The 1693-nt window shown below is 66.7% G+C and carries 2 protein-coding genes and 1 pseudogene; all 3 read left to right on the top strand.

Annotation, left to right across the window (positions count from 1 at the left end; translation table 11 throughout):
- A pseudogene (locus EQG76_RS33725) lies at positions 1 to 194 on the top strand (hypothetical protein); the annotation flags it as partial.
- Between the two features lie 131 nt (positions 195 to 325).
- Positions 326 to 529: a hypothetical protein gene (locus EQG76_RS26300; RefSeq protein WP_159717805.1), complete on the top strand. Its 204-nt coding sequence runs from the start codon at positions 326 to 328 to the stop codon at positions 527 to 529.
- A gap of 392 nt (positions 530 to 921) precedes the next feature.
- A partial coding sequence (locus EQG76_RS26295; protein ID WP_159717803.1) for a tyrosine-type recombinase/integrase occupies positions 922 to 1693 on the top strand: 772 nt, incomplete at its 3' end.

Raw genomic sequence — 1693 nt, 5'->3', positions numbered from 1 at the left:
GTCCAGCCGAGGGGGAGCAGATCAGGCAGGGCCTGCCGGGTGAGGCGGTCTGGCTGGTGGGCGAGCATCGCCATGCGCTCATGACCATGATCGCCCCCTGCTTCCTCCAGCATCTCCGGCTTCAGGAGCGGAGGGAAAGGCGCAGCCACACCACCATAGGCGACCCTGCGAGCCATGCGACACCGGCTGGTCGAGCTGATCGACCGGACATGGATCCGCTGCCCACACTTGCGCGCGCCCAAGATCGTCCTCCCGGCCAAGCCCAAGGCGAAGCCGGGCGCGGGCCAAGGAGGACGACACCAAGCAGGGCGCCGACCGTCTGCTGGTGCTCAAGAACGGCCGCCGGGTGCAACTCGAGGGCAAGAAGGGCTTGAACCCGGGCGGCCTGTTCCAGGCACCCGACTGCAGCCAGTGGTACTGCAGGTTCCCGGCCGACGAGAACGTCGCCAAGTCCGAGGTGCCGCCGTCCAAGCTCTACTGTGCGCCAGGCCGACCTGCTGAAGAAGTATCAGGCTGCGGAAGGCGGTGACGAAGCGCCCGGACGAGGCCTTCATCCAGCCCGAGCCGGAGGCAGTGGTTACGAAGCGGAACGCTTCCTATCCGCTGACCAGAGCCCCGAAATCAGGAGGCACCGGGTCGGCTGACTCATTGGGAAGAATGGCGCGCCCGAGAAGACTCGAACTCCTAACCTTCTGATCCGTAGTCTGCGGTGCAGATTGACCGGCAAATAACTTGCGCGCCCAAGAGTGAACATTGGCCCTTGTAGTGCAGGCGCTGTTCCGGCTATCACTGCTGTAGAACGTGCTCACCAGTAGTCGTTCATAGTCAGGTTGGTGAGCAAGGTTTGCTCACCAAGCGCTCACCAGGGCCGATATGCCAGAGCGGCGGAAGCTCACCAAGGAAGCAATCCAGCGGCTTCGAATGCCCGAGAGCCAGTCGGAGCACACCGTCTGGGACACCGAGCTGAAGGGCTTTGGCGTCCGCCTGCGCGACGGCGGGTCGAGGAACTTCATCGTCAAGTTTCGGGTCGGAGGGCGATCGCGGCAGGTGACGCTCGGGCCTGCATCATCCGAAGGCTTGGCGGGGGCCAGATTGGCTGCGGCGAAGGCCCTGCAGGACGCTAGGGCCGGCGATGATCCACAGGCAGCGAAGAGCCAGCGCCACGACGACGCGCGGGAGAATATCGGCAGCCTGATCGAGGCGTACCTGGCGCAGGCGGAGAAGCGGCTGCGGCCGGCAACGGCGCGCGAGGTCCGGCGCCACCTCCTGGTGCACTGCAAGCCGCTCCACGGGCGCTCCGCCCGGTCGATCACCCGGGCCGACATCGCTAGGCGCCTGGACGAGCTCACCGAGACGAGCGGGCCGGTGTCGGCGAACCGGGCGCGGGCGGCGCTATCTGCCCTGTTCACCTGGGCCCTCACCCGCGGCCGCGTGCCAGCCAACCCGGTGATTGGGATAGAGCCCAACGCGGAAGTCGCGCGTGATCGCGTTCTCGCTCCCGGCGAGCTGCTGGCGATCTGGCAGGCGAGCGCTGACGAAGGCGAGTTCGGCCGCATCGTCCGACTGCTGATCCTGACCGCTTGCCGGCGCCAGGAGATCGGCGACATGCGTTGGTCGGAGCTGTCGGCGGATGGCGCGACATGGACCATCCCCGGGCAGCGGACGAAGAACAAGACGCCTCACCTGGTGACGC

It is taken from the genome of Geminicoccus flavidas, from assembly GCF_009806515.1.
In the GTDB taxonomy this organism is placed as follows: domain Bacteria; phylum Pseudomonadota; class Alphaproteobacteria; order Geminicoccales; family Geminicoccaceae; genus Geminicoccus; species Geminicoccus flavidus.
This window is presented reverse-complemented; position numbering and strand designations above follow the sequence as displayed.